This is a genomic window from Nonomuraea rhizosphaerae (assembly GCF_019396405.1).
Taxonomy (GTDB): Bacteria; Actinomycetota; Actinomycetes; order Streptosporangiales; family Streptosporangiaceae; genus Nonomuraea; species Nonomuraea rhizosphaerae.
Window position 1 is genome coordinate 1 of the sequence record NZ_JAHKRL010000085.1, and the last position, 4,629, is coordinate 4,629.

At 69.0% G+C, this 4,629-nt stretch carries 5 protein-coding genes; all 5 read left to right on the plus strand.

The window, feature by feature from the left end; genetic code table 11:
* A partial coding sequence (locus tag KME77_RS03995; RefSeq protein WP_219462034.1) for an ATP-binding cassette domain-containing protein occupies nt 1-786 on the plus strand: 786 nt, incomplete at its 5' end.
* Complete coding sequence (locus tag KME77_RS04000; protein ID WP_219462037.1) at nt 783-1,631, plus strand: ABC transporter permease; 849 nt, start codon at nt 783-785, stop codon at nt 1,629-1,631. The genes KME77_RS03995 and KME77_RS04000, both read left to right, overlap by 4 nt.
* A gap of 438 nt (nt 1,632-2,069) precedes the next feature.
* Complete coding sequence (gene rpsL / locus KME77_RS04005; RefSeq protein ID WP_214633169.1) at nt 2,070-2,444, plus strand: 30S ribosomal protein S12; 375 nt, start codon at nt 2,070-2,072, stop codon at nt 2,442-2,444.
* A gap of 2 nt (nt 2,445-2,446) precedes the next feature.
* Nucleotides 2,447-2,917, plus strand: coding sequence for a 30S ribosomal protein S7 (gene rpsG, locus KME77_RS04010; protein WP_219462039.1), 471 nt, complete (start codon nt 2,447-2,449; stop codon nt 2,915-2,917).
* 39 nt (nt 2,918-2,956) lie between these two features.
* Nucleotides 2,957-4,629 (plus strand): elongation factor G (gene fusA, locus KME77_RS04015; RefSeq protein ID WP_219462041.1); only part of this gene is annotated, 1,673 nt, incomplete at its 3' end.

Below are 4,629 nucleotides of genomic sequence, written 5' to 3' on the forward strand. Positions count from 1 at the left end.
GCCCGCCTGCCCGGCCTGTCCCGCGCGGGCGGCCGGCGGCGGGCCGGCGACCTGCTCGACGCCTTCGAGCTGACCGGCGCGGCCGGCCGTCCGGTGGGCGGGTACTCGGGCGGGATGCGACGGCGGCTCGACATCGCGGCCGGCCTGATCGTGACTCCCGACCTGCTGTTCCTCGACGAGCCGACCACCGGGCTGGACCCGCGCAGCCGCGGTCAGGTGTGGGAGCTGGTCCGCCGGATCGCCGCCGCCGGCACCACCGTGCTGCTGACCACCCAGTACCTCGACGAGGCCGACCGGCTCGCCGAGCAGATCGCCGTCATCGACCACGGCCGGATCGTGGCCGAGGGGACACCGGCCCAGCTCAAGGCCCGGGTCGGCGCGGGCACCCTGCGCATCAGGCTCCTGGACGGCCGGCAGCGGCCGCGGGCGCGGGAGGTCCTGGCCGGGGCGCTGGAGGGGACGGTCCATCTCGCCGCCGACCCGCTCGCCCTGTCCATGCTGCTCGCCGCGCCGACTGACGGGACCGCTGGTGGGGTCGCCGACGGGACTGCTGACGGGATCGCTGGCGGGACCGCTGGCGAGGCGGGTGTGGGCCGGCTGGTCGGGCATGCCATGACCCGGCTCGCCGAGGCGCGGGTGGGCGTCGCCGAGGTCGCCCTCGGCCAGCCCAGCCTGGACGAGGCCTTCCTCGCCCTGACCGGCCACAGGACCGACCCCACCCCCACTGGGCCCGCCACCACTACCACCGGCTACAAGAACGCCGACCACGAGGACGTGAGCGCATGAACACCCCGGCCGCCGGAACGCGCCCCTCAGGGGCGCAGGCCCACCCGCTCGACGACCTGCTCCACGCGGGCCGGCGACGCCGCCGCGCCGGCGCGCTCACCGCCTCCGCCACCTTCGGCCGGCGCGCCATGCTCAAGATCAAGCACGACCCCAAACAGCTGGTGGACTCGGCCGCCATCCCGATCCTGTTCACCGTGCTGTTCACCTACCTCTTCGGCGGCGCCGTCAGCGGCTCGCCCGCCGGCTACCTGCGGTTCCTCCTGCCCGGCACGCTCAGCATGAGCATCGCCATCGTCACCATGTACGGCGGCGCCCGCCTCGCCCAGGACGTGACGACCGGAGCCTTCGACCGCTTCCGCTCCCTGTCGGTCTGGCGCGGCGCCTTCGTGGTCGGCGGCCTGCTCAGCGACGCCGCCCGTTACCTGTTCGCCGCCGCCATCGTGGTGGTACTCGGGCTGGCCATGGGCTATCGGCCCGACGGCGGCGTCCTGGGGGTGCTCGGCGCGGTGGCCCTGGTCGTCGCCTTCGGGCTCTCCCTGTCCCTGCTGTGGGCGGTGCTCGCCCTGCTCGTGCCCGACCCGGCCGTGGTCATCAGCATCGCCAACGTCGTGCTGATGCCGCTCTCGTTCGCCAGCAACATCTTCGTCCAGCCGCGGACGATGCCCGGCTGGCTGCAGGCGTTCGTCGAGGTCAACCCGCTCAGCCATGTCGCGACGGCGGCCAGGGCGCTGATGAACGACGAAGGCGGTACCGGGGGATCCGTCGTCTGGTCGCTCGTCGCGACCGCTGTCATCGCCGCGGTGTGCGCGCCGCTCACCCTTCACCTCTACGGCAGGCGGGGCTGACCGGCGAGGGAGCGCGCTGACAGGCGCGTGACCGCCGGGACCGCCGTCGCGCCGCCCATCCTGGCGAAGCGCGTCGAAATGGTCCACGTTCCGGCTACCATGGATGCGGAGCAGTAGCCGGGCATGGATCGAAGGGGCCCAGCGACCAGCAGAGTGGCAAAGCAAGTCCGCTTTGTCGCGCTGCTTTGACGTGTCGCGTGGGTCTGGGTAGTCTAGAGCATCGTGCCCGTCGTTAGCGGGCTCTCGGCTGTGCGCTCATATCAAAGAGCGCCGGCTGGCTTCCTGGCTCATATGTCCCCGTGGATGTGTCTGTGCGGAGTGCGCGACACGCCCGAGCGCGGGGGCACCAAGACAGGGAAAACCAGCAGGTCATGACACCGGCAGAACCTGCGAAATGAACAACGACGTATCACCGGCCAAGGCACGAACGGAGTGGCAGTGCCCACTATTCAGCAGTTGGTCCGCAAGGGCCGGCAGGACAAGGTCGCCAAGACCAAGACTCCTGCCCTACGGGCGAATCCGCAGCGGCGGGGTGTGTGCCAGCGCGTGTACACCACGACCCCCAAGAAGCCCAACTCGGCACTGCGCAAGGTGGCCCGTGTGCGGCTCACCAACGGCATCGAGGTCACCGCGTACATCCCGGGTGTGGGTCACAACCTGCAGGAGCACTCGATCGTGCTCGTCCGTGGCGGTCGTGTGAAGGACCTGCCCGGTGTTCGCTACAAGATCATCCGTGGCTCGCTGGACACCCAGGGCGTCCGCAACCGCAAGCAGGCCCGCAGCAAGTACGGCGCGAAGAGGGAGAAGAGCTAACTATGCCTCGCAAGGGTTCTCCCGGCCGCCGTCAGCTGATGACCGACCCGGTCTACAGCTCGCCGCTGGTCACCGCTCTGATCAACAAGGTGCTCCTGGACGGCAAGCGCTCCATCGCGCAGTCGATCGTCTACGGCGCCCTCGAGGGCTGCAGGGACAAGACGGGCAACGACCCGGTCGTCACCCTGAAGCGCGCGCTTGACAACGTCAAGCCGACCCTTGAGGTTCGCAGCCGTCGTGTCGGTGGCGCGACCTACCAGGTGCCGGTCGAGGTGCGCGCCGCGCGCAGCACCACCCTGGCCCTGCGCTGGCTGGTGCAGTACTCCCGCGCCCGCCGCGAGAAGACCATGACCGAGCGCCTCATGAACGAGCTCCTCGACGCCAGCAACGGCCTCGGGGCGAGCGTCAAGAAGCGCGAGGACACTCACAAGATGGCCGAGTCCAACAAGGCCTTCGCCCATTACCGCTGGTAACCCCAGCGGGTTCGACGAGACGACGAGGACGCGAGAGAAGTGGCCGCAACGACCGCTCTTGACCTGGCAAAGGTCCGAAACATCGGGATCATCGCCCATATTGACGCGGGCAAGACCACCACGACCGAGCGCATCCTGTTCTACACCGGCATCAACTACAAGATCGGTGAGGTCCACGACGGCGCAGCCACGATGGACTGGATGGAGCAGGAGCAAGAGCGCGGCATCACGATCACGTCTGCCGCGACCACCTGCGAGTGGAACGGTCACACGATCAACCTGATCGACACCCCGGGCCACGTCGACTTCACCATCGAGGTCGAGCGCAACCTCCGTGTCCTCGACGGCGCGGTCACCGTGTTCGACGGTGTCGCGGGCGTCGAGCCGCAGTCGGAGACGGTGTGGCGGCAGGCTGACCGCTACAACGTCCCGCGCATCTGCTTCGTGAACAAGATGGACCGGGTCGGCGCGGAGTTCCACCGCTGCGTCGACATGATGGTCACCCGGCTGGGTGCCGTCCCGGCGGTCGTCCAGCTCCCCTGGGGCGTCGAGGCCGGCTTCCGCGGGGTCATCGACCTCGTGCGGATGAAGGGCCTGCTCTGGAGCGAGGACGCGGCCAAGGGCGAGATGTACGACGTCGTCGACATCCCGGCCGACCACGCCGAGGCCGCTCGCGAGTGGCGTGACAAGCTCGTCGAGACCATCGCCGAGAACGACGACGAGATGATGGAGCTCTTCCTGGAGGCTCACGAGCCGACCGAGGAGCAGCTGAAGGCGGCCATCCGCCGCGCGACGCTGTCGAGCGCCGTCAACCCGGTCCTCACCGGCACCGCGTTCAAGAACAAGGGCGTGCAGCCCCTGCTCGACGCGGTGGTCGACTACCTCCCCGCGCCGACCGACCTGCCGGCCTTCGAAGGCCACGCGGTCGGCAAGGAAGATGTGATCGTCAAGCGCCACGCGGACCCGAAGGACCCCTTCGCCGCGCTGGCCTTCAAGATCGCCAGCGACCCGCACCTGGGCAAGATCACCTACATCCGCATCTACTCGGGTTCGCTCGAGGCCGGTTCACAGGTCGTCAACTCTGTGAAGGGCAAGAAGGAGCGGATCGGCAAGATCTACCAGATGCACGCCAACAAGCGCGAGGAGCGCCCGTCGGCGTCCGCCGGGCAGATCGTCGCCGTCATGGGTCTGAAGGACACCACGACCGGCGACACCCTGTCCGACCCGGCCAACCAGGTCGTGCTCGAGTCGATGACGTTCCCGGCCCCGGTCATCAACGTCGCGATCGAGCCCAAGACCAAGGGCGACCAGGAGAAGCTGTCGACCGCGATCCAGCGGCTGGCCGAGGAGGACCCGTCCTTCCAGGTCCGTCGTGACGAGGAGACCGGTCAGACGGTCATCTGGGGCATGGGCGAGCTTCACCTGGAGATCCTCGTCGACCGCATGCGTCGCGAGTTCAAGGTCGAGGCCAACGTCGGCCGTCCCCAGGTCGCCTACCGCGAGACCATCCGCCGCAAGGTGGAGAAGGTCGACTACACCCACAAGAAGCAGACCGGTGGTTCCGGTCAGTTCGCGCGGGTGATCATCAACCTCGAGCCGCTGGGCGAAGGCAACGACGGCTACGAGTTCGAGAACAAGGTCACGGGTGGCCGTGTCCCGAGGGAGTACATCCCCTCGGTCGACGCCGGCGCCCAGGAGGGCGCCCGGTTCGG

What these genes read in the sequence shown, in the direction of transcription:
- rpsG (WP_219462039.1), top strand. Translation starts at nt 2,447, where the DNA reads ATGCCTCGCAAGGGTTCTCCCGGCCGCCGTCAGCTGATGACCGACCCG.
- KME77_RS04000 (WP_219462037.1), top strand. Translation starts at nt 783, where the DNA reads ATGAACACCCCGGCCGCCGGAACGCGCCCCTCAGGGGCGCAGGCCCAC.